21 protein-coding genes are annotated in these 21,844 nt (G+C 70.6%); 10 read left to right on the top strand and 11 right to left on the bottom strand.

Annotated elements, in window-relative coordinates:
- Positions 1–143 precede the first annotated feature (143 nt).
- A complete protein-coding gene (locus IE325_RS13700; protein WP_190070108.1) occupies positions 144–2,900 on the top strand; it encodes a S9 family peptidase in 2,757 nt (918 codons plus the stop codon).
- A 6-nt stretch (positions 2,901–2,906) separates the two neighbouring features.
- Here IE325_RS13700 and IE325_RS13705 read toward each other — a convergent pair whose 3' ends face one another.
- Positions 2,907–3,293 carry a PPOX class F420-dependent oxidoreductase gene (locus IE325_RS13705; protein ID WP_190070109.1) on the bottom strand — a complete coding sequence of 129 codons (387 nt, stop codon included), beginning with the start codon at positions 3,291–3,293 and terminating at the stop codon, positions 2,907–2,909.
- A gap of 34 nt (positions 3,294–3,327) precedes the next feature.
- Positions 3,328–4,506, bottom strand: coding sequence for a MalY/PatB family protein (locus tag IE325_RS13710; RefSeq protein WP_190070110.1), 1,179 nt, complete (start codon positions 4,504–4,506; stop codon positions 3,328–3,330).
- A gap of 142 nt (positions 4,507–4,648) precedes the next feature.
- Here IE325_RS13710 and IE325_RS13715 point away from each other — a divergent pair, with 142 nt between their 5' ends.
- On the top strand, positions 4,649–6,013 hold the full coding sequence (locus IE325_RS13715) for a S1 family peptidase (protein WP_190070111.1): 1,365 nt from the start codon (positions 4,649–4,651) through the stop codon (positions 6,011–6,013).
- Between the two features lie 55 nt (positions 6,014–6,068).
- Here the strand turns inward: IE325_RS13715 and IE325_RS13720 are convergent, their stop codons facing one another.
- Together IE325_RS13720 and IE325_RS13725 are read right to left on the bottom strand one after the other, a co-directional pair.
- Positions 6,069–6,254 carry a hypothetical protein gene (locus tag IE325_RS13720; RefSeq protein ID WP_190070112.1) on the bottom strand — a complete coding sequence of 62 codons (186 nt, stop codon included), beginning with the start codon at positions 6,252–6,254 and terminating at the stop codon, positions 6,069–6,071.
- 99 nt (positions 6,255–6,353) lie between these two features.
- Complete coding sequence (locus tag IE325_RS13725) at positions 6,354–7,514, bottom strand: ROK family transcriptional regulator (RefSeq protein ID WP_190070113.1); 1,161 nt, start codon at positions 7,512–7,514, stop codon at positions 6,354–6,356.
- A gap of 165 nt (positions 7,515–7,679) precedes the next feature.
- Here IE325_RS13725 and IE325_RS13730 point away from each other — a divergent pair, with 165 nt between their 5' ends.
- Genes IE325_RS13730 through IE325_RS13745 form a run of 4 tightly spaced genes read left to right on the top strand, consistent with a single transcriptional unit; the run spans position 7,680 to position 12,155 of the window.
- Positions 7,680–8,645: a carbohydrate ABC transporter permease gene (locus tag IE325_RS13730; RefSeq protein WP_190070114.1), complete on the top strand. Its 966-nt coding sequence runs from the start codon at positions 7,680–7,682 to the stop codon at positions 8,643–8,645.
- Positions 8,646–8,662: 17 nt separating this feature from the next.
- The gene (locus tag IE325_RS13735; RefSeq protein ID WP_190070115.1) at positions 8,663–9,583 is read left to right on the top strand and encodes a carbohydrate ABC transporter permease; all 921 of its coding nucleotides are present in this window, start codon (positions 8,663–8,665) and stop codon (positions 9,581–9,583) included.
- A gap of 11 nt (positions 9,584–9,594) precedes the next feature.
- Positions 9,595–10,938 carry an ABC transporter substrate-binding protein gene (locus IE325_RS13740; RefSeq protein WP_190070116.1) on the top strand — a complete coding sequence of 448 codons (1,344 nt, stop codon included), beginning with the start codon at positions 9,595–9,597 and terminating at the stop codon, positions 10,936–10,938.
- Positions 10,939–10,952: 14 nt separating this feature from the next.
- Positions 10,953–12,155 (top strand): Gfo/Idh/MocA family protein, encoded by a 1,203-nt coding sequence (locus IE325_RS13745; RefSeq protein WP_190070349.1) that lies wholly within the window; start codon positions 10,953–10,955, stop codon positions 12,153–12,155.
- 42 nt (positions 12,156–12,197) lie between these two features.
- Here IE325_RS13745 and IE325_RS13750 read toward each other — a convergent pair whose 3' ends face one another.
- The gene (locus IE325_RS13750; protein ID WP_190070117.1) at positions 12,198–12,899 is read right to left on the bottom strand and encodes a L,D-transpeptidase family protein; all 702 of its coding nucleotides are present in this window, start codon (positions 12,897–12,899) and stop codon (positions 12,198–12,200) included.
- Between the two features lie 148 nt (positions 12,900–13,047).
- On the bottom strand, positions 13,048–13,845 hold the full coding sequence (locus tag IE325_RS13755) for an SDR family NAD(P)-dependent oxidoreductase (protein ID WP_190070118.1): 798 nt from the start codon (positions 13,843–13,845) through the stop codon (positions 13,048–13,050).
- 50 nt (positions 13,846–13,895) lie between these two features.
- Here IE325_RS13755 and IE325_RS13760 point away from each other — a divergent pair, with 50 nt between their 5' ends.
- Complete coding sequence (locus IE325_RS13760; protein WP_190070119.1) at positions 13,896–14,444, top strand: hypothetical protein; 549 nt, start codon at positions 13,896–13,898, stop codon at positions 14,442–14,444.
- Here the strand turns inward: IE325_RS13760 and IE325_RS13765 are convergent.
- The 4 genes from IE325_RS13765 to IE325_RS13780 form a co-directional block, all read right to left on the bottom strand.
- Entirely contained in the window at positions 14,435–15,349 is a 915-nt protein-coding gene (locus IE325_RS13765) for an SDR family oxidoreductase (RefSeq protein WP_190070120.1), read from the bottom strand. The genes IE325_RS13760 and IE325_RS13765 overlap by 10 nt on opposite strands.
- A 95-nt stretch (positions 15,350–15,444) precedes the next feature.
- Positions 15,445–15,819, bottom strand: a complete 375-nt coding sequence (locus IE325_RS13770; RefSeq protein WP_190070121.1) for a DUF4180 domain-containing protein — start codon at positions 15,817–15,819, stop codon at positions 15,445–15,447.
- Positions 15,820–15,886: 67 nt separating this feature from the next.
- Complete coding sequence (locus IE325_RS13775) at positions 15,887–16,525, bottom strand: MBL fold metallo-hydrolase (protein WP_190070122.1); 639 nt, start codon at positions 16,523–16,525, stop codon at positions 15,887–15,889.
- Positions 16,525–17,610, bottom strand: a complete 1,086-nt coding sequence (locus IE325_RS13780; protein WP_190070123.1) for an S-(hydroxymethyl)mycothiol dehydrogenase — start codon at positions 17,608–17,610, stop codon at positions 16,525–16,527. The genes IE325_RS13775 and IE325_RS13780 overlap by 1 nt, the downstream gene beginning before the upstream one ends.
- Before the next feature lie 248 nt (positions 17,611–17,858).
- Here IE325_RS13780 and IE325_RS13785 point away from each other — a divergent pair, with 248 nt between their 5' ends.
- Both IE325_RS13785 and IE325_RS13790 read left to right on the top strand, forming a co-directional pair.
- The gene (locus IE325_RS13785) at positions 17,859–19,556 is read left to right on the top strand and encodes an MBL fold metallo-hydrolase (RefSeq protein WP_190070124.1); all 1,698 of its coding nucleotides are present in this window, start codon (positions 17,859–17,861) and stop codon (positions 19,554–19,556) included.
- Positions 19,557–19,706: 150 nt separating this feature from the next.
- Positions 19,707–20,456: a sulfite exporter TauE/SafE family protein gene (locus IE325_RS13790; protein WP_190070125.1), complete on the top strand. Its 750-nt coding sequence runs from the start codon at positions 19,707–19,709 to the stop codon at positions 20,454–20,456.
- Positions 20,457–20,496: 40 nt separating this feature from the next.
- Here IE325_RS13790 and IE325_RS13795 read toward each other — a convergent pair whose 3' ends face one another.
- The gene (locus tag IE325_RS13795; RefSeq protein ID WP_190070126.1) at positions 20,497–20,784 is read right to left on the bottom strand and encodes a metal-sensitive transcriptional regulator; all 288 of its coding nucleotides are present in this window, start codon (positions 20,782–20,784) and stop codon (positions 20,497–20,499) included.
- A gap of 64 nt (positions 20,785–20,848) precedes the next feature.
- Here IE325_RS13795 and IE325_RS13800 point away from each other — a divergent pair, with 64 nt between their 5' ends.
- Positions 20,849–21,448 (top strand): rhodanese-like domain-containing protein, encoded by a 600-nt coding sequence (locus IE325_RS13800; protein ID WP_190070127.1) that lies wholly within the window; start codon positions 20,849–20,851, stop codon positions 21,446–21,448.
- Positions 21,449–21,844: the final 396 nt, after the last annotated feature.

Here is a 21,844-nt window from a genome sequence, read left to right on the forward strand (position 1 = left end):
CCATCGGGCGCCCGGACAGTCCTGCCTATGGGCCGGTTCTCGCCTTTCCCGGTGGTCACAGGCAACGCACAACTCACACCTTCCGTCCTCATCGGTTGAGGGCCCGGGACCGTCGGTCCCGGAGCGAACGGAAGGAGGGGCACGTGAATCGTGCCCGGCGAATAGGGGTCACCGCGCTGGCGGTGCTCGCGATCGCGGGATCGTCGCCAGGGTGGGCTCAGGCTCAACAGGCGCCCGGGGCAAGGGCGTCGGCGAACAACCCGGAAGGGCTGCCGCCGGACTGGAGCATCACCGGGGAGGGATCGGCGCGGAAGCTGGTGTGGCGGGCCGACGAGCGGGTGCCCATGGGGGACGCCCGGGTCGAGTTCTACGACGGTGACCGTCCGCTCGGCGTACCGGCACCGGCGAAGGACGGCCGGACGTTCCGACTCGGCCTCGACGGGGTCCGGCTGGACTCGGTGCGGGACCTTCAAGTACGGGCCGCGGGGCGCCGGTTGGACGCGCCCGACACCACCTCCGGCGCACGCTCACCGGTGACCGTCCCGCAGCAACAGCCAGCGAACCAGGTCGACCCCGGCAAGCCGGGCAGCTACCGCACCGTCACTGGCGAGTACGCCGTGACCCCCGTACGGCTGCCCGGATTCCCGGAGCCGGTCGAGATGCGGGCCGTGGTGGTGGCGCCGAAGGGTGCCGAGGGCCGCCGTCCGCTCGCCCTGTTCCTGCACGGACGCCACTCCACCTGCTACACACCGCAGGGCGACACCACCGGCGACTGGCCCTGCGCGACCGGTTCCAAGCCGATACCGAGCCACCGCGGCTATCTCCGCGACCAGCGTCTGCTGGCCTCCCAGGGCTATGTGACGGTGTCGATCTCCGCCAACGGCATCAACGGCCAGGACTGGCGGGCCGAGGACGGCGGCGCACAGGCCCGCTCCTCGCTGGTGCGGCGGCATCTCGCCCGCTGGGCCGACTGGTCCGCCCACCCGGACACGGCCCCGGCGGCCGTACGGCAGGCGCCCCGCGCCGACCTGAACCGGGTGCTGCTCGTGGGTCACTCGCGCGGCGGCGAGGGCGTCAACCGGGCCGCGATGGACAGCCTCTACCCGCCGCCCGCCGCGCAGGACGGCTCCAGCGGCCCGGTGCGCTGGCACATCCGCGGCACCGTGCTCATCGGCCCGACGATCTTCGGCCAGAACCCGGTCCCGGACGTGCCGTCGATGACGATCCTGCCGGGCTGTGACGGCGATGTCTCCGACCTCCAGGGCGAGGTGTACGTCGACGGCACCCGTCAGATCAGCCGGGGTGCCGCGCTGCACAGCGCGGTCTATGTGGTGGGCGCCAACCACAACTTCTTCAACAGTGAGTGGACGCCGGGCCAGGCCGTGGCGCCCGCCGACGACGACTTCTGGACCGACGAGGGGGAGCGCGACGCGGTCTGCTCTCCCGGCACCAGGACCCGGCTCACCGCCGACCAGCAGCACAAGGCCGGCGCGACCTACATCGCGGCGGCGACACGGCTGTTCGTCGCGGGCGACGACCGGGTGCGTCCGCTGCTCGACGGCTCGGGCCGGCGCGCGCCGTCGGCCGACCCCGCGCGCGTCCTCACCCATGCGGTGGGCGCCCGCCGCGGTGCCGGTTTCCTGCCGGACGGCAAGGTCACCGTGAGCGGTGCCCGGCTGTGCTCGGCGGTCGATCCGTCCACGGCCAGGGCGTGTCTGTCGTCGGAGACGACGGGTGGTTCACCGCATTTCGCGCAGTGGGAGACCGACCGTGAGCCCGGGCGTCGCGCGGTCGCGCTGCGCTGGTCCGCGGCCGGTTCCGCCGCCCGGATCACCCCGGACCGGCCGCTGTCCCTGGCCGGTTCGAAGGCGCTGGCGCTGCGCGTCTTCGTGCCGCCGAACACCACGGGGACCCAGTTGGACGTCTCCGTCACCGACGCCGCCGGGCGACACCGGACCCTCGGCCGCGTCAAGGTCGACGGGCTGCCGGGGACCGGCCGGACTTCCTCGTACTGGGCCCGCGAGGTGCGGGTGCCGATCGGCGCCGACGACGCGGCCGCGCTGGACCTGCGGCACATCAAGTCGCTTGGGCTGACGCCGCGCACGCGCTCCGGGAAGGCCTGGCTGATGGACGCCTGGGCCTGGCGGCCGGGCACGCCCGCGGTGCGGGAGGCTCCGCTCGCCCGGGTCGACATCGGCCGGCTGACCGTCGAGGAGGGCGACTCGGGCGTACGGACCTACCGGGTGCCGGTGGAGGTGTCGGGGCGGGGCAGCGGCCAGGTACGGCTGTTCGTCACCGACCCGGTCACGGGCCGGGTCACGGACCGGCTGGTGACGGTCCGGGCGGGCGCGCAGACCATCGACGTACCGGTGAAGGTCGAGGGCAACACCCGCTACGGCGAGGACTCCGGCCAGGACGTGTTCGTCAAGGCGGTCCGCACCGCGGTGGTCGGCGCCCACCTGGGCGGGGTGACCGTGAAGAACGACGACCCGATGCCGTCGCTGTCCGTGACCCCGGTCGCCGACCGTGTCACCGAGGGGCAACCGCTGAAGTGGCGGGTCTCCCTGTCCTCGGTCGCCGACATCACCATCGACGCGGCGTACGCCGTACTGCCGGTCACCGAAGGACGGGAGCTGTCGACGAAGGACGTGGACCCGCGCTGGCTCAAGGAGACCACCGGCCAGTCCCCCGACCCCGAGCGGCCGTTGTCCGAGGTGGAGGGGCTTCCCCTCTGGCTCAACATCGAGGCGGGCAGGACATCGACGGAGCTGACGATCCCGACGGTGAAGGACCAGGTCGCCGAGCAGACCGAGTCGGTCCGCCTCCAGCCGGTCGACTACGACGGTGAGCCGGTGCCCGGGGCGCCGGTGTTCACGGGCATGGTCCTGAACGCGTCCTGACCAAGGTCAGGACGTCAGTGTGATCCGCAGGCCGACTGTGCCGTTCACCCCGCGGCGCAGTCGGCTGCCGAGCAGCGTGAGGCGGCCGGTGATCCCGTACTTGCCGGCGACGAGCCGGCGGTAGCGGGCGCTGGTCGCCTCGTCGCAGATCTCGGCGGTCGCCGGGACCTGCTCACCCGTGGGCCTGCCGCGCAGGTCGCAGGGGCCGACGAGGACGTCGCCGCGGGCCCGGATGCGCTTGACCTTCCAGGAGTCGGCGACCGTCCACACGCCGAGCGCGTCCCCGTCCCGGACCACCCATACCGGGGTGGGGACGCCGGTGCCGTTCTTGCGGTAGCTGGTGACGAGCAGGTACTGGCCCGCGCCGAGCCGCTCCAGCGTCGTGTCGTCCATGGCCCGAAGTGTAGGCGGCACGGGCGAGGCCCTCTCAGTCGAGGGCCGCCGCCATCCGCCGTACCCCTTCCGTGAGCAGTTCGGGCGAGGTCGCCAGGTTGATCCTCACGTGCCCGGCGCCGCCGGTGCCGAAGGGGATCCCGGAGTTGAGGGCGACCCGGCCGCGGCGCAGGAAGACCTCCGCCGGGTCGTCACCGAGGCCGAGGGCGCGGCAGTCGAGCCAGGCGAGGTAGGTGGCCTCGGCAGGGCGGTGGGTGATCGCCGGGAGGTGCTCGGCCAGGAGGTCGGCGAGCAGCCGCCGGTTGTCGTCGAGGCCCGCCAGCAGCGCGTCGAGCCAGTCGGTGCCGTCGCGCAGGGCGGCGCTGTGGGCGATGATGCCGAGGTGGCTCGGCCCATGGCTGACCTCTTCGGGCATCCGGGCCAGGTCGGCGGCGGAGTCGGGACCGGCGATGGCCAGGGCCGCCTTGAGGCCGGCCAGGTTCCAGGCCTTCGACGCCGACATCAGCGACAGCCCGTTCTCGCCGCCGGTGACGCTCAGATAGGGCACGAAGTCGATCCCGACCGCGGTGATCGGCGCGTGGATCTCGTCCACGACGACCCGTACTCCGTGCCGGTCGGCGAGGGCGGCGACGGCGGTCAGTTCGGCGGCGGTGTGCACGGTGCCGGTCGGGTTGTGGGGGCTGCACAGCAGGAAGGCGGCGCGGCGACCGCCCCGGGTCGCCCGCCGGAAGGACTCCTCCAGCGTGTCGAGGTCGATGCGCAGGCCGTCGCCCAGCGGGGCCTCGACGACCTGCCGGTCCATGTGCTCGACGAACTGGTAGAACGGCGGATAGACGGGTGAGTTCACCACGACCGGATCGCCGGGCCCGGTGACCAGCTTGAGCATCTCGACCACCCCGAGCATCACATCGGGCACGATCGCCGTCCGCTCCACGGCCAGCCCGTCCCAGCCCCACCGCTTCTCGGCGAAGGCGGCGAGCGCCTCGGCGTAGCCGGTGCCCGCGGGATAGCCGGTGTCGCCGAGCGCGAGGGCGTCGGTGAGGGCGCGCACCACGGGTTCGGCCTGCGGCACGTCCATCTCGGCGACCCACAGCGGCAGGACGTCGTCGGGGTAGGTGCGCCATTTCATGCTGGTACGGCGGCGCAGCCGGTCAAGGGTGAGGGCACGCAGGGGGTTCGGTTCACCGGACTTCTCGTGCGGGATCCTCGTCATGGGCTCACGATAGGTCGTCGGCCGGAAAGATCACCCGTGCGGTGAACGCGGGCGGGCCGGGCTGCGTATGGAGAGAGGGTGCTCAACTCCGGGAGGGCCCCGTGGCGTTGACGCCGCGCTGTACTTGGTTCGGGAGCCCTGCATGAGGCACGCACGACGACGTCTCGTCCGGCGAGTGACACGGCTGGCGGCCGTCGGCGGACTCCTCCTCGGCGGAACGATGGTCACACGCGCCGTGGCGAGCGAGACCGACGGCACCTCCGCGATCCCACGCACCTACGCCGCCTCGGTCGCCGGCACCGGCAACGACCTGGTGTCCCGTCTGGGTACGTCCCGTACGGCGGGGACCTGGATCAGTGCCGCCGGGAAGCCGGTCGTCGCGGTCACCGACGAGGAGGCGGCCGCCGAGGTCCGCAAGGCGGGTGCCGAGGCGAAGATGGTCGACCACAGCATGGACGAGCTGAAGTCGGCGACGTCGACGCTGCGTTCCGCGCCGCGGGTGGCCGGTACGGCGTGGGTGATGGACTACCGGTCCAACGAGGTGGTCGTGAAGGGCGACAGCACCGTGTCGGCCGACGACTGGTCCCGGATGACGGGGCTCGCGGACGGCATGGGCGGCTTCGTCCGGATGGAGCGCACCGAGGGCACGTTCACGACCCGGCTCAACGGCGCGTTGCCGCTGCTGTCGACGGCCGGTCGATGTTCGGCCGGTTTCAATGTCACCGACGGGCAGCGTGACTTCATCCTGACGGCCGGGCACTGCGGGCCGGACGGTTCGGTGTGGTTCGCCGACAACCGAGGCAACCAGCAGATCGGGCAGACCGTCCAGCAGAACTTCCCCGGCGGTGACTTCTCGCTGGTGCAGTACGCGAGCGGGGAAGCGGGCGCCGGGTCCGAGGTGGTGTCCATCGGTGACGGCAAGGGTGTGCGGATCACGGGTGCCGCCGATCCGGCGGTCGGGCAGCGGGTGTTCCGCAGCGGCAGCACCAGCGGGCTGCGCGACGGCGAGGTGACGGCGCTCAACGCGACGGTCAACTACCCGGAGGGCACGGTCACCGGGCTCATCGAGACGAACGTGTGCGCCGAACCCGGGGACAGCGGTGGCCCGATGTTCTCCGAGGGGGTCGCGCTGGGGGTGACGTCGGGCGGCAGCGGTGACTGCAACGCGGGCGGCACGACGTTCTTCCAGCCGGTGACCAAGGCGCTGGCCGCGCTGAACATGAAGCTGATCGTGGCGGCGCCGAACGGCAACGGTCAGGGCGCCGCACCGGCACCGTCGGCGACGCAGAGCGCCATCTCTCCCGGTGACGCCTCGCCCGGTTCGTCGGCCCCGGTGACGGGTGAGGACGCGGCGACGCTGCTGTCGCGGCTGGCGGACCCGAAGAACGTGGGCCCCGGTCTGCTGGTCGTCGCGGGCAGCCTGGTCGCGCTGGTGGCGACCCGGTTCATCCGCGCCGAGCAGGACCGCAAGGCGTATCGGCAGTACTACTCGGCGACCTGGGGGTGACGGGGCCGACGGGCCGAGGAGATAGGGGCTCGGGCTTCCGTCGAGTCGAGGGCGCTCAGGCCGCCTTCACCGTCTGCGGGGCCGCCTTGGCCCACTCCATGACGAGGCGCTGGTATTCCTCGCGCTGCTCGACGCTCAGTGTCCCGCCCGACCGGCGCCACAGCGCCCGAATCTCCTCGTTGACCTCGTCAGCCGATCGATCGGAGGCGATTTCAACAGTGGTGGACATGCTGTGAAGCATACGGCTCCGGAAGTGAAGGCGCTGTGAGTAAGCACACCTAAGGCGGGCATATCGGACGTGTTGCTGATCACGTCCATCTGTCAACGAGGGCCGTCGAGTTCAGGCGTCCGCCGCGCCCAACACCAGCACCTGGATGGCCAGAACGGCGGCGCCACGGGCCCAGTCGTGAAAGTCGGACACCTTCGTCTCCAGGTCGATCGGAGCGGCGAGCGGATGCCGGTGGGCGCGAATGGCGTCCGCCACACTCGCACCGGCGACATCCATCAGCCCCACCCCTTCACCGGCCAGAAGGATCTTCTGCGGCAGCACGAAGTTGCCGATCTGGGCGACCAGGATCCCCAGCGCACGGGCCGCCTCCTCGATGACGCGGGCGGGCATGGCCTCCCCCGCGGCGGCGAGCGCCAGGATCTCCTCGTAGGTCCGGTCGAGGCCGGTGGCGGCCTGCACCTGGTAACGAATATTGGGAATGGTGAGCAGGGACACAGCGCTGCCGCGCGCCCCGTCCGGGGTGAGCGGACCGTTGGGATCGACGATCCAGTGCCGCCCGAAGCCACGGTCCTCCTCGGCGTACGGCACCCGCTTGCCGCCCAGGACCAGCCCGTAGCCGATACCGGCGCCGATGGTCAGCACGACGAACCGGTCGAGCCCGCGGCCCGCGCCGAACCAGGTCTCGGCCTCGACCAGCGCGGCGACGTCGTTCTCCACGACCACCGGCAGCCCCGTGCGCACCTCCACCAGCTCGGCGAGCGGCACGTCCCGCCACTGCAGGAACGGCGACTCCCCGACCACGGCACGGTCCTCGACGAGTCCGCCGACACCGATGCCGATCCCGGCGATACGGGGGTGCGCGGCGGTGAGTTCGTCGGTCATCTCACCCAACAGGGCAACCACTTCAGCCGGACCGTGGGCGGTGAGGGGCCGGTCGTAGCGGGCGACGATCTCACTGCGGAGGGTGGTCACGACGCCGTAGACCATGTCCTCGGTGATCTTGTAGCCGATGAAGGACCGCGATTCGGCCACGACGTCCAGCGGCTGGGAGGGGCGCCCCTGACGCACCTCCATCACGCCACCGGCCTCGGGGACCTCGACCAGGAGGCCGGACTCGATCAGCGGTTTGGTCAGCCGGGTGAGGCTGCCCGCGGACAGGTCGAGCCGGCGGGCGAGTTCGGTGCGCGACAGAGGGCCGGCGAGCAGCACCTCGATCGCCACCGAGCGTTCACCGGGGCTGAGGGGAAGCCAGCTGGCGGCTACTGAGGTCATGGTCGTCAGGCTCCCACATGATTTTCTTCCTTCACAAAAACAACCAGGCCAGTCTAGGGCAGTAGGTGCGTCTTGAAGAAGATGTTCGCCGCCCTCTTGACGGCTGGATTCTTCCGCCACAAAAGTAAGTGGCCGAGGATGAGCCGCAGCCGAGGGAGTCTCCCGATGACCATCGCCTCCAACAGTCCTCCGTCGCGTCTGCCACTGGGCGACGCGTCGGGGGCGGGCACGAAGCAGCGAATACGGCGGGCGGCGACCCGTGAGAACCAGGGGGACGGGCGACTCGCCGCGCTGTTCATCGCCCCGGCGCTACTGGGCTTCGCCGTCTTCCTGCTCTGGCCCACACTGCGGGGCATCTACCTCAGCTTCACCCGCTTCAACCTGCTCACGCCGCCGGAGTGGGTGGGCCTGGACAACTACGTCCGGATGGTCAACGACCCGATCTTCTGGGACTCGCTGTGGGTCACGGTCGAGTACGTGGTCATCAACATCGGCGTGCAGACGGTGTCGGCGCTGGCCATCGCGGTGCTGTTGCAGCGGTTGACGCAGTCGGCGTGGCTGCGGGGGATCGTGCTCACGCCGTATCTGATGTCGAACGTGGTCGCGGGCCTGGTCTGGCTGTGGATCCTGGACACGCAATTGGGCATCGGCAACGAGATCATCAGCGCGCTCGGCGTCGATCGCATCGCGTTCCTCAACGACGAGACCTGGGCCATCCCCACCATCGCCCTGATCAATGTGTGGCGGCACGTCGGCTACACCGCGCTGCTGCTGTTCGCCGGTCTCCAGGCGATACCGGGCGACATGTACGAGGCGGCCAAGGTGGACGGCGCCAGTGAGTGGCGGATGTTCTGGCGGATCACGATGCCGCTGCTCCGCCCGGTCCTGGCGGTCGTGCTGATCATGACGGTGATCGGTTCGTTCCAAGTGTTCGACACGGTCGCGGTGACGACCGCGGGCGGTCCGGCGAACGCGACCAACGTCCTGCAGTACTACATCTACGGCTCCGCCTTCGGCCGCTTCCAGTTCGGCTACGCCTCCGCGATGTCCGTCGCGCTGCTGGTCGTGCTGAGCGCGATCACCGTCCTGCAGTACCGGCTCACCCGGGCCGGCCAGACGGATCTCGGCTGAGGGAAGGGGACTTCGACATGGCTGCCGTAACCGCACCCACCACGACCGTACGACCGCAGCGCCGCAGGTTCTCCCCCGGCCGGGCCCTCGCCTGGACGGTGATGGGCCTGATCATCCTGATCACCTTGCTGCCGTTCTACTGGATCCTGCGCACCGCGCTGTCCACCAACGCGGGCCTCAACACCAGTCCCGCCGATCCCCTCCCGGTCGACCTGAGCACCAGCGGCTTCGAGCGGGCCCTGGGCCTGCAGTCCGCCGAGGAGGCCGTCGCCCAGGGAGGCGCGGGCGGCGGGCTCGACTTCTGGCGCTATCTGCTCAACTCGGTGCTCGTCTCGACCCTGATCACCGGGTGTCAGATCTTCTTCTCGGCGATGGCCGCGTACGCCTTCGCGAGGCTGCGCTGGCGCGGCCGGGACAAGGTGTTCGCGCTGTTCCTGGCCGGGCTGATGGTGCCGACCATCTTCACGCTGCTGCCGAACTTCGTGCTCATCAAGGAACTGCACCTGGTGGACAGCCTGTTGGGCATCGCGCTGCCGAGCCTGTTCATGACGCCATTCGCGGTGTTCTTCCTGCGGCAGTTCTTCATGAACATCCCCCTGGAAGTCGAGGAGGCGGCGCTACTCGACGGCGCCGGGAAGGTGCGGATCTTCTTCCGGGTGATCCTGCCGATGGCGTCCACGCCGGTCATCACGCTGTCGGTGCTGACGTACATCACGTCCTGGAACGACTACTTCTGGCCGCTGATGGTCTCCTACAGCGACAGCTCGCGCGTGCTCACCGTGGCACTGGCGATCTTCCGGGCGCAGACTCCGGCCACGGGCGTCGACTGGTCGGGGCTCACCGCCGCGACCCTCATTGCCGCGCTCCCGATGCTGGTGCTGTTCGCCTGCTTCGCCCGCCGCATCGTCAGCACCATCGGCTTCACCGGGATCAAGTGAGGGACTTCAAGATGCGACTTCGTACGCTGACCGCGCTGGCCGGAGCGCTCACGCTGTCCCTGGCTTCCGGCTGTGCGCAGGGCGATTCGACCGGGGCGTCGTCGAACACGGTGACCTACTGGCTGTGGGACACCAACCAACTGCCCGCCTACCAAGCCTGTGCGAAGGGGTTCGAGAAGGCGAACCCCGGACTGAAGGTGAAGATCACCCAGTTGGGGTGGAGCGACTACTGGACCAAGCTCACCGCAGGGTTCATCGCGGGCACCCAGCCGGACGTGTTCACCGACCACATCCAGAAGTTCGGCCAGTTCGCCGATCTGAAGGTGCTGGAGCCGCTGGACGACCTGGACATCAAGGACTCCGACTACCAGCCGGGCCTGGCCGCCAACTGGATCGGCCAGGACGGCCGCCGCTACGGCACTCCCAAGGACTGGGACACCGTCGCGCTCTTCTACAACGACAAGATGGCCAACGACGCCGGTCTCAGCGCAGAGCAACTCAACTCCCTGGCCTGGAACCCGAAGGACGGCGGCACCTTCGAGAAGGCGATCGCCCATCTCACCGTCGACGCCAAGGGCCGACGGGGTGACGAGCCGGGCTTCGACAAGAACAACGTCAAGGTGTACGGGCTGGCCACCAACGGCGGCGGCTTCGGCGACGGTCAGACGCAGTGGAGCTCCTTCGCCGCGTCCGCCGGATGGAACTACACGGAGAAGGCACGCTGGGGGACCGAGTACCAGTACGACAGCAAGACCTTCCAGTCGGTGATCGACTGGTACTTCGGCCTGGCGAAGAAGGGGTACATGGCCCCCTTCTCCGACTACAACATCCAGTCGAACCAGGCCAACACCCAGGTCGCCGCCGGCAAGGCCGCGGCCGCCCTCGACGGGGCCTGGATGATCTCCAGCTACGCCGGCTTCAAGGGCCTCGACATCAAGAGCGCGCTGACCCCCGTCGGGCCGACCGGCAAGCGCGCCACCATGATGAACGGCCTCGCCGACTCCATCTCCAAGGCCTCCAAGAACAAGGCGGGCGCCCGCAAGTGGGTCGCCTACCTGGCCTCGGACGAGTGCCAGACCGTCGTGGGCAAGGCGGGCGTCGTCTTCCCCGCCACTCCCGCGGGCACCGAGGCGGCCATCGCCGCCTACAAGAAGAAGAACATCGACGTCACTGCGTTCACCGAACCCGTGGCCGACAAGAAGGACTCCCGGACCTTCTCCTACCCGATCACCAACTACGCGGCCGACGTGACGGCGCTGATGATGCCGGCGATGGAGGACATCTACGGCAACGGCAAGTCCGTGAGCAGCCTCGACCAGACCAACGACCAGATCAACCTGATCCTCTCCCAGTGAAGGGCATGCCTTACATGACGTTCTCCCTCGGCATCGTCGGCGCCGGCCAGTTCTCCGGCCAGTTCGCCACGCTGTTCCAGGCCCACCCCGGTGTCAGCGACGTGTACGTCACCGATCTGCTGCCCGAGCGGGCCGAGCAGCTCGCGGACGCACAGGGACTGGCCGGTACCTTCCCCTCGTACGAGGCGATGCTGGAGTCGAAGGCCGTCGACGCGGTCGCCATCTTCACGCAGCGCTGGACCCACGGCCCGCTGGTGCTCCAGGGCCTCGACGCCGGCAAGCACGTCTACTCCGCGGTCCCCATGGCGATCACCACGGAGGAGATCGCCGCGATCATCGACAAGGTCCGGGCGACCGGACTGACGTACATGATGGGCGAGACCAGCCAGTACAACCCGGCGACCGTGCATGCCCGCAACCAGATCGCCGAGGGCGCCTTCGGGCGGCTCTTCTACGCCGAGGGCGACTACGTCCACGACATGGATCTGGGGTTCTATGAGGCGTACCAGTACAGCGGGGGCGAGAACTGGAAGGCGACCGCGTCCTATCCCCCGCTGCTGTACCCGACGCACGCGGTGGGCGGTGTGCTGGGCGCCTGGCAGACGCACGCCGTGAGCGTGTCGGCGATCGGGGTCGTGGACGACCGGGGCGACGGGGTGTTCGACAAGGACGTCAGCCAGTTCGGCAATGACGTGTCGAACGCGACCGCGCTGTTCGAGGTCGCGGGCGGCGGGTCGTTCCGGACGAACGAGTTCCGGCGGGTCGGATATCCGTCCCACATACGGGAGTCGCGGTTCCGTTTCTTCGGTACCGAGGCCAGCATGGAGCAGCTCGCCACGGTGGCCTTCTGGCAGGACAAGAAGGGCGTCAAGGACATCAGCGAGCTGCTGGAGCCCAAGCCCACCCTTTCGCCGGACGACCCCTCGCTCCAGCACATCGCGCCGGATCTGCGGGCCGCCTTCACCTCGGGTTCGGCGCCCGTGCACGACCGCGCGCGGCTGCCTAGGTCGTTCGACAACCTGCACAACGGGCACGAGGGCAGCCATCACTTCCTCGTCGACGACTTCGTGACCGCGGTCAACAGCCGCAGCCTTCCGTCCGTGAACGCCTGGGTGGCGGCCCGCTACACCCTGCCGGGGATCATCGCGCACGAGTCCGCGCGGCAGGGCGGGGCCAGGCTGGAGATCCCGGACTTCGGGGACGCGCCGGGGGCGTGACGCATCCCGACTCAGACCCGCGAGCCGGGTACCTGTCCTGACTCAGGTGCCCGGCTTGCGGCCGTACACGTACACGTCGTCGCCGTTCTTCAGCAGCGACCAGTACTTCTTGGCGTCGGTCTTCGTCATGTTGACGCAGCCGTGCGAGCCCGGCGGGTTCCACATGCTGACGCCGACGGAGTGGAAGGCCTGGCCGCCGTCGAAGAACTGGGAGTACGGCATCGGCACGTTGTAGATGGTCGACACGTGGTCGATGTTGCGCCAGTAGATCTTCTTCAGGCCGGTGCGGGTCTCGTAGCCGTTGCGGCCGGTGCGGACCGGGACCGGGCCGTACACCAGGCGGCTGCCGTCCTGGATCCAGCTGAGCTGGAGCGTGAGGTTCACACAGGCGATGCGGCCCTTGTTGACGGGGCACTTGCCGTCCCTGTTGGGGTTCCTGCCGACGGCCTTCTGCTTGGTCATCAGGTCCATCACGCCCCAGGTGACGGGACCCGCGTAGCCGGCGTTCGGGGTGATGCCGTGCTTGGTCTGGAAGGCCTGGATGGCCCTGCAGTCGGCGCTGGACTGCCTGCCGTCGACCGGGCGGCCGAGGAACTTCTCCACCTTCTTCTGATACGGCCCGGCCTGGGTCGTACAGCTAGGCGCCGCCTGCGCCGGTGCGGCGGCGAGCGTGAGCGTGAGCGGTGCGACCAGTCCGCCGGTGATGCCGAGTGCGACGGCGCGCCGTCTGCGTATGTCCCCCATGGCCGGGCCCTTCCCTAGCGTGTTCTGTGGACTTTCTGCCAGGTAGACCCGTGTGCGGAGGGATCGGTTGTGCTGCGGATCGGGCTGTGACCGAACGGTGAAAATTCGCCGGGCGGGAGGGTGTGATCCGGCCGGTGCGCCGGACGTCTCAGGCGTCGTACTCCCGCTTGATCGCTGCCAGGAATCCGGTGTTCACCGCGGTCAGGCCGCCGTCGACGGTGAGGGTGGTGCCGGTGATCCAGGCGGCGTCGCGGGACGCCAGGAAGGCGACGGCCGCGGCGATGTCCTCGGGTTCGCCGACCCGGCCCAGGGGGTACAGCCCGCGGATCGCGTCGAGCTCGGCGTCCCGCCCCTCCCACGCCGATGTGCGCACCGTGCCCGGCGTCACCAGGTTGACCCGGACACCGCGGGCCGCGGCATGTCCGGCGATGGTACGGGTCAGGGAGGCCAGGCCGGCCTTGGCGGCGCTGTAGGCGTGGTTGCCGAAGTCCTGGAGGGCGTTGACGGAGCCGATGTTCACGATGGCGCCGCGGCCCGAGGCGGCCAGGTGCGGGAGGGCGGCGCGGCAGCAGCGGTAGGTGCCGGTGAGGGTGATGTCGAGGTCGAGGTCCCAGGCGTCGTCGGGGCCGTCCTCGAAGAGCGCGGTGTCGGGTGTGCAGGAGGCCGCGCTGTTGATCAGTACGTCGAGCGAGCCGAACGACTCGACGGCGTGGGCGACGGCCGCCTCGACCGACGCGCGGTCGCCGACGTCGCACGCCAGCGCCGCCACCGTGAGCCCACGTCCGCTCAGGTCCGCCGCCGTCTTCTCGACCTCGGGTCCGTCCCGGTCGGTGAGCAGGACGCGCGCCCCTTCCTCGGCGAACCGGCGTGCGGTGGCGGCTCCGATGCCGCGGGCCGCGCCGGTGATCAGGACTGCGTGGGCTGCGAATCGCGTGGTGTCCGTCATGGGCCGAACCGTAGTCCCGTAAAGATCACCCGGGCAGATAGCGTACGTACATGTCCGTGTTCATTCAGCAACTCCCCGCGCTCATCGGCGTCGTGATCGGCGCGCTCGGTTCGTACGTGGTGGTCGTACGGGGCGACCGGATGAGGTTCGTGCGGGAGCAGGCGGCGCGTTGGGAGGACAGGAAGCTCGCGGTGTACGCCGACTACGCGCAGTCGGTGAAACGGACGGTCACCGTGACCTACCGGGTCGCCGCCGCGCTCGGCAACGACCCGCACCCGGATCGGCTGTCGCTGGAGGAGGCCAAACCGCTGCTGGCCGACGCGACCGCCCGCCGGGATCCGTCGGGCGAGGCGCTGATCATGCTGGGCAGCCCCGCGGTGGTGGACAAGGCACGCGCCTGGGTCGTGACGGCGCTCGAAATGGAGCGCTTCGTGCGCGCGGGCAGGGAGGACCCCGAGGCCTGGCAGGCACTGCTGGAGCGCCAGCGCGCCGGACGTGAGGGCTACTACGCGGCCGTGCGGGAGGACCTGGGCCTCCCGCCGGGCCACTCGGCGCGGTGGCCGGCCCTGGAGACCGGCCCCCTGCCTTCTCAGCGGTAGCCGGTGGTGTCCGCCGGCTTCCCCGCGTCCTGCACCTCCACCAGGTAGCGCCAGGCGTCGGGGCGGCTGCCGTCGAGGTCGGTGAAGCCGTAGACCGGGGCGAGTTGTCCGCTGGACAGGGACTCGCCGTTCCAGCGGGCCACGTCGGGGTCGGCGGCGAGGGCGGCGACGGCGCGGCCGACGTAGCGCGGGGTCTCGGAGATCGCGAAGTGCGGGACGCGTTCGAGGGCGTCGCGCCAGTTGTCCTCGCGCACCTCGAACCCGTCCAGCATCATCTCCGAGCGCAGCCAGCCCGGGGTCAGTGCGACGGCGGTGGCGCCGCGCGGGCCGAGTTCATGGCCGAGGGAAAAGGCCATGCGCAGGACGGACGACTTGGCGAGGTCGTAGAAGAAGTTGACCCGGTAGTTGTCGCGGTTGTACTCGGCGGTGCCGTCGGTCATCTCGACGACCAGGCCGCCGGGGTGCCGCAGGAGCAGCGGAAGGGCGTGGTGGCTGGTGATCGCGTGGGTCTCGACGGCGAGCCGGAGCAGCCTGAGCCCGTTGTCGAGGTCGTGGTCCCAGACCGTGGCGTCCCAGTCGAAGAGCTTCTCGCCGCCCCAGATGTCGTTGACGAGGACGTCAAGGCGGCCCTGTTCGTCGGCGATGCGGTCCACGAGGGTGCGGACCTGCGCCGGGTCGAGGTGATCGGTGGGTACGGCGATGCCGTGGCCGCCCGCCTCGGTGACGAGGTCGGCGGTGTCCTCCAGGGTCTCGGGGCGGTCGTACTCGGAGCGCCGGGCGCGGGTGCTGCGTCCCGTCACATAGACGGTGGCGCCGGCCGCCCCGAGCTCCACGGCGATGCCGCGTCCGGCTCCCCGTGTGGCCCCCGCGACCAGTGCGACCTTGTCCTTCAACGGCTGTGACATGTCCGGCCTCCCGACCCTCTGCGAGCGATGTCGTCTTCGAGGGTGCCGGGTAAGCCGGACATCTTGTGTCGTCTTTTACCGGTCGTCTTCCGGGGTCACCCGGCCGGACGCAGTCGCGCGTCGAGGTCGTCGTAGGTCGGCAGGAACCAGATGTGGCCGCCGTTGTTGGTCTCGTGGACGAAGTCGCGCAGGGCCGTGCTCTCGGCGATGTGCTGGGAGATGTCGCCGACCAGGACGAGGCGCAGCCGGTAGTTCGCGAACTTCCGCATGACCGCGCCCGCGACGCCCGACCGCAGCCGGAAGAACTCGTCCGCGACCCGCTCGACGGGCACCGCGACCAGCTCGGCCTCCTGCCCGAAGGCGTCGCCGAGCAGATCGAGCGCCGCGCTCTCGCCGTCCAGGAGCGGGCCGTCGGGAGCGCAGCGCAGGACGCGTACGTCATGCAGGGTCACGAGTGTGTTGGTGGTCATGGGGCGTGATCGTACGGTCGGGTCCCGCCCCTCACCATGGGTTTTCCGGTCTGTCCGATTCCCGGGCTCAGTGGCCCCGGTCGAGCCACTCCTGGAGGTGCGGGGCCTCCGCGCCGATGGTGGTCGGGTCGCCGTGGCCGGTGAGGACCTTGGTCTCGGGCGGGAGGGTGAGCAGCCGGTCGCGGATCGAGTCGATGATCGTCGGGAAGTGGGAGTACGAGCGGCCGGTGGCGCCGGGGCCGCCCTGGAACAGGGTGTCGCCGGTGAAGACGACACCGAGGCCGGGATCGTGCAGACAGACCGCGCCGGGCGCGTGCCCCGGCGTGTGCAGCACCGTGAGGTCGGCGCCCGCGGCCTCGATGACCTGGCCGTCCAGGAGATGGGCGTCGGGGTCGCGGTCCGGGTGGGTCATCTTCCACAGCGGCAGGTCGTCGGGGTGCAGCCAGATCGTGGCGCCGGTGCGGTCGGCCAGGGCGGGGGCGGCGTCGATGTGGTCGTTGTGGGCGTGGGTGCACACGATCGCCGTCAGGCGGCGGTCGCCGACGGCCTCGGCGATGGCGTCGGCGTCGTGGGCGGCGTCGATGACGATCACCTCGTGGTCGTCGCCGACCAGCCACACGTTGTTGTCGACGTCCCAGGTGCCGCCGTCGAGGGTGAACTGGCCGGAGGTGACGAGGCGTTCGACGCGGGCGGCGCGGGCGGCCATCAGAGCATCACCACCGAGCGCAGGACGTCGCCGTGGTGCATCCGCTCGAAGGCCTTCTCCACGTCGGTGAGTTCGATGGTCTCGGTGACGAACGCGCCGAGGTCCAGCCGCCCCTGCTGATGCAGGTCGATCAGCATCGGGAAGTCGCGAGAGGGCAGACAGTCGCCGTACCAGGAGGACTTGAGCGCGCCGCCGCGGCCGAAGACGTCCAGGAGCGGCAGTTCGAGCTTCATCTCTGGGGTGGGTACGCCGACGAGTACGACGGTTCCGGCGAGGTCGCGGGCGTAGAAGGCCTGCTTGTACGTCTCCGGGCGGCCGACGGCCTCGATGACGACGTCGGCGCCATGGCCGCCGGTCAGCTCGCGGATCGCCTCGACCGGATCGGTCTCCTTGGAGTTGACCGTGTGCGTGGCGCCCATCGAGCGGGCCTTCTCCAGCTTCCGGTCGTCGATGTCGACGGCGATGATCTTCGCGGCCCCGGCCAGGTTCGCGCCCGCGATGGCCGCGTCGCCGACGCCGCCGCAGCCGATGACGGCGACCGAGTCGCCGCGGCCGACATTGCCGGTGTTGATGGCGGCGCCGATACCGGCCATCACGCCACAGCCGAGCAGCCCGGCAACCGCCGCGGACACCGACGGGTCGACCTTGGTGCACTGCCCGGCCGCGACGAGGGTCTTCTCGGCGAAGGCTCCGATACCGAGGGCGGGGGAGAGCTCGGTGCCGTCGGTGAGGGTCATCTTCTGCTTGGCGTTGTGGGTGTTGAAGCAGTACCACGGGCGTCCGCGCAGACAGGCCCGACAACTCCCGCACACCGCACGCCAGTTGAGGATCACGAAGTCACCGGGTTCGACATCGGTGACCCCCTCCCCCACCGACTCCACCACGCCCGCGGCCTCATGGCCCAGGAGGAAGGGGAAGTCGTCGCTGATGCCGCCCTGCTTGTAGTGCAGGTCGGTGTGGCAGACCCCGCAGGCCTGCACCTGTACGACGGCCTCGCCCGGCCCCGGATCCGGCACGACGATCGTCTCCACGCGCACGGCCTCGTCCTTGCCCGGTGCGATCACGCCCCGCACTTCCTGCGCCATGGTGCTCAGCCCTTCCTTCCGTGGATCTCGGTCCGCTTCCGACCCTAGACGTAACTGATCAGTAGAGGCACGGCGTGGGGGTCTTCACATCCGCATCCGGCCACGCACCCTGAATACCCCCGGGGGTACCCTGCTAAGGTGGGCCATATACCCCCGGGGGTAATTTCCTCCGGGACGGCACGAGCTTCGGGCTTCGGGCTTCGGGCTTCGGGCTTCGGGCTTCACCAGAACAGGAGAGGAGTGCTGCCGTGTACTTCGTCGACACCATCGACGTGTCAGGGCTGGGCAACCGCGGCTATCTGGCGGGCGGGGCGCACAGCGCCGTGGTGGTCGATCCGCCGCGCGACATCGACCGGGTGATCACGGCCGCCGCACGGCGGGGTGTGCGCATCACACATGTGGTGGAGACACACATCCACAACGACTATGTGACCGGCGGCCTCGAACTGGCACGGCTCACCGGCGCCGCCTATCTCGTCCCGGCCGCGGCACGGGTCGCCTACGAGCGGGTGCCGGTCGCCGACGGGGACCGTACGCGCATCGAGGACAACCTGGTTCTGCGCGCCCTGGCCACTCCCGGACACACCCCACATCACACGTCGTATGTGCTGGAGGAGGCCGGACACGCCGTGGCCGTGTTCACCGGCGGCTCCCTGCTGATCGGCACGGTCGGGCGGCCTGACCTGGTGGAACCGGGGCTGACCGGGCGGCTGGCGCGGGCGCAGTACGAGTCGGCGCGGCGGCTGGCGGCGGAGCTGCCGGACGAGACGGCGGTGCTGCCCACGCACGGCTTCGGCAGTTTCTGTTCGGCGACGCGGGCGGACGGTGGCGCGGAGACCACGATCGGCCGTGAGCGGCAGGTCAACGCGGCGCTCGTCAAGGATGTCGAGACGTTCGTCGCCGAGCTGCTCGCCGGTCTCGACGACGTACCCGCGTACTACGCCCACATGGGGCCGGCCAACACACAGGGCCCGGCTTCGGTGGATCTGACGCCGCCCCGTCCGGCCGACGCCGAGGAGATCGCGGCGCGACTGGCCGCCGGGGAGTGGGTGGTGGATCTGCGGCATCGGGTCGCGTTCGCCGAGGGACACGTCTCCGGCGCGGTGAACTTCGAGGCCGAGGGCCAGCTGGCCACCTACCTCGCCTGGCTGCTGCCCTGGGGCAAGCCGGTGACCCTGCTCGCCGAGACGCCCGCGCAGCTCGCCGACGCCCAGCGCGAACTGGTCCGCGTCGGCATCGACCGGCCGGCCGCGGTGGCCACGGGCTCCGTGGCGGACTGGGTACGGCCGGGCGAGCGCCCGCGTTCGTTCCCGCGCGGCACGTTCGCCGACCTGGCGGCGCGGAAGGATGTCGTGACGCTCGACGTACGGCGCGACTCGGAGCGCCAGGCCGACCACATCAAGGGGTCGGTCCACATCCCGCTCCACCAGCTGCGCGACCGTCTCTCCGAGATTCCGGACGGCACCGTCTGGGTGCACTGTGCCGGCGGCATGCGGGCCGCGATCGCCGCCTCGCTGCTCGACGCGGCGGGACGCGATGTCGTCGCCGTCGACGACTCCTTCGACGCGGCCCGCACGGCCGGGCTCCCGATGGCCCGTGTCACACCGGCCGAGGCGCAGGAGCGGGCCGGGTCGGGCGCGGTCCTCGTGGACGTCCGTGAGGCGCTGGAGTGGGCCGAGGGCCACGCCCCCGGCGCCGTCCTTGCTCCCCTCTCCGCCCTGACCGCCGGCGCGTCCCTCCCCGACTCCGCACAGGCCCGCCCGGTCGTCGCCATCTGCCGCTCAGGCAAGCGCTCCCGCGAGGCCGCGGCCCTGCTCTCGGCACGCGGTGTCGAGGTCGTGGACGTGATCGGCGGGATGGGTGCCTGGACGGAGGCCGGGCTTCCCGTGGTGGCCGAGCCGGAGTCCCGCGTGGCGGCGGAGTCCGGGGCGCCCGGTGCCGAGTGACACCGTCCACCTCGCCGCAGGTGACTCCGACCACCACCACGCCGGGCCCCTGAAGGGGCGCGGCCCCTACCACCACCCCGCAGACTCACCCTCGCTCATCACCGCATCTGCCGCGCGAGGCGTCCCGGGCCGGGAACCCGGAGCCCTCTCATGACCGCCCTTCTCCTCGGCCTCATGGCCGGTGGTGTCACCGGGCTCGCGCTGGGGGCGTTGGGTGGGGGTGGGAGTGTGCTGGCCGTGCCGGCGTTGATCTATCTGCTCGGTTTCACTCCGGCCGCCGCGGCGACGGCGAGCCTGGTCGTGGTCGCTTTGACCTCCGCCACCGCGCTCGCCGCGCACGCCCGTGCGGGCACGGTGCGCTGGCGGGGCGGGGCCGTGTTCGCGGCGGCGGGGCTCGTGCCCGCGGCGGTCGGTGGCGTGGTGTCCGGGTGGCTGTCGGACAGGCTGCTCACCGGCGCGTTCGCGGTGATCGCCGCTGTCGCCGCACTGCGGATGCTGCGGCCGTCGGCGTCCGTACGGCACGAGGAGGTGCCGGTGCGGCCCTGGCAGGTCGCCCGGGCCGGGGCGGGACTCGGCGCGGTTACCGGAGTGCTCGGAGTGGGCGGCGGCTTCCTCGCCGTACCGGCACTGGTGAGCGTGGTGGGTCTGCGGATGCGGGCCGCCGTGGGGACCAGTCTGCTGGTCATCACGGTCAACTCACTGGCCGCGCTGGCCGCGAGAGCCGGCTCCGATGCGCGGATCGACTGGCTCGCCGTGGCCCCGTTCGCGGCGGCCGCCGTGCTCGGCGCCTGGGACGGCAAGCGGCTCGCCACGAAGGTCTCCGGCGACAGACTGCGGCAGATCTTCGCCTGGGCCCTGCTCGCGGTGGCCCTGTTCATGCTGGCGGACGCCATGACATGACGCCCGCACGCGGGACGCACGCCACGCGCCCGTCCCGCACCTACGCCAGCGACAGGAACAGCTTCTCCAGCCGGGCCTTCATCTGCTCCGACGTCTCCCCGTTGTCCCGGCCCCGCTCGGGGTCGGCGATGCACTGCTGCAACCCCGTCGCGATGATCGCGAAGCCGGCCCGGTCGAGGGCACGCGAGGCGGCGGCGAGCTGGGTGACCACGTCCTCGCAGTCGCGGCCCTCCTCGATCATCTTGATCACACCGGAGATCTGCCCCTGCGCCCGGCGCAGCCGGTTGAGCACCGACTTGAGGTCATCGCCCTCGAACTGAAGCTCCACGATCACTCTCCTCTACATACCCTTGGGGGTATTTTACCCCTCCCCGGAAAGGATCTCATTCCCCATGTCTTCTCCCCTGGCCCCGCGCGCCCTCGACATCGACGGCGCCCGCACCCGACTGCCCGCCCTGACCGTCATCGACGTCCGCACCCCCGGTGAGTACGCCGCCGGTCATCTTCCCGGCGCCCTCAACATCCCCCTGGACCGGCTCGGCCGCGCCCTGCCCACGCTCGCCGAGCGACCGGGCGGCGAGCTGCTGATCGTCTGCGCCTCCGGGGCCCGTTCCGAGAACGCCTGCAAGCTGCTCACCGAGCACGGCATACCGGCCATGACCCTGACCGGCGGCACCCAGGGCTGGGCGGAACGCGGCCACGAACTGCACCGCCCGGCGTCCGCCCCGCGCAGCACCTGGTCCATGGAGCGCCAGGTGCGGTTCACGGCGGGCTCGATCGTTCTGGTCGGCCTGGGGCTCGGACTCCTGCATCCGGCCTGGCAGTTGCTCTCCGCCGGTATCGCGGGCGGCCTCGTCTTCTCGGCGCTCACCAACACCTGCGGAATGGCGGCGATACTGTCGAAGCTGCCGCACAACCGCCCACGCCCCGCCGACCTCGACGCGACACTGGCGGCCCTGGCCGAACGGGCGCAGGGGGCGCAGGGGGCATAGAGGGCCTAGCGGCATCCCGGCGCCCCCTCACCTCAAGAAGTCCCGCACACTCCGCCCCAGCCAGCCCCTCCTCGTCCAGGCCGTCCCCGCCGCCCAGCGGCAGCAACCGGTGCGGCACATGGACAAGGGTCTCGGCGACCTGCCAGGCGGACAGTCCGGGGGGCCGGGTTCGACGAGGACGACGCCGTCAAGTCCTTCCCGGTCCAGTTCGAATCCCTCCGCATGCCGCGTCGGTCCGGGCGGCGACCTGGAAACTGACGGTGCGCCTGCTGGCGCTTCCGCCGCACGACGCGTACCTCGCCGCCCTCACCGTCCGGGCCCGCGCGATGCTCACCATGACTGGACGCTGCTCGCCCGGGACCGGCGAGCCGCCCGTGGCGCTGTCGGTCGCTGGAA

Source organism: Streptomyces lanatus, assembly GCF_014655715.1.
Classification (GTDB): Bacteria; Actinomycetota; Actinomycetes; order Streptomycetales; family Streptomycetaceae; genus Streptomyces; species Streptomyces lanatus.